Source organism: Eubacterium sp. AM46-8 (assembly GCF_003466705.1).
In the GTDB taxonomy this organism is placed as follows: Bacteria; Bacillota; Clostridia; order Lachnospirales; family Lachnospiraceae; genus Lachnospira.
In genome coordinates, this window is the sequence record NZ_QSEU01000041.1 from 1 (window position 1) to 763 (window position 763).

The window sequence follows — 763 nt, forward strand, 5'->3', positions numbered from 1 at the left end:
AAAAGTACGCCGTCGCACTTGCGTGCTTCGACAGCTTGTAAACACAGGGTTTCAGGTTCTCTTTCACTCCCCTCCCGGGGTCCTTTTCACCTTTCCTTCACAGTACTATGCGCTATCGGTCACTGAGTAGTATTTAGCCTTACGGAGTGGTCTCCGCTCATTCCCACAAGGTTTCTCGTGTCTCGTGGTACTCTGGATACTGCCTTGCTGCTTTCGATTTCGGATACGCGGCTTTCACGCTTTCTCGCCGGACTTCCCAGACCGTTCTCCTATCAATTGCAGATCAATTATGCAGTCCTAACCCCAGAGGATAAATCCTCTGGTTTGGGCTCTTTCCCTTTCGCTCGCCGCTACTCAGGAAATCGATGTTTCTTTCTCTTCCTCCGGGTACTTAGATGTTTCAGTTCCCCGGGTTCCCTCTCATACACTATGTATTCATGTATGAGTACGCAAGGTCTTCTTGCGTAGGTTTCCCCATTCAGAAATCTGCGGGTCAATGGATATTTGCTCCTTACCGCAGCTTATCGCAGCTTATCACGTCTTTCATCGGCTCTCAGTGCCTAGGCATCCACCCTATGCTCTTTATAGCTTAACCTGATAATGATGTATAGCGTTACACCATTCGGTTTTGGTTGATTTCTCAACCTTGGTTTGTTTCTTGGTTTGACATTTACTTTAAGTATATGTCGCACCTCGGATGTCTAAACATTATTTAAAACAATGTTTTATAAGATATTTTAATATGCAGTTTTCAAAGAACAAT

1 rRNA gene is annotated in these 763 nt (G+C 45.1%); it reads right to left on the reverse strand.

What is annotated here, in order from left to right:
* Positions 1 to 595, reverse strand: a 23S ribosomal RNA gene (locus tag DW963_RS13140); the annotation flags it as partial.
* Positions 596 to 763: the final 168 nt, after the last annotated feature.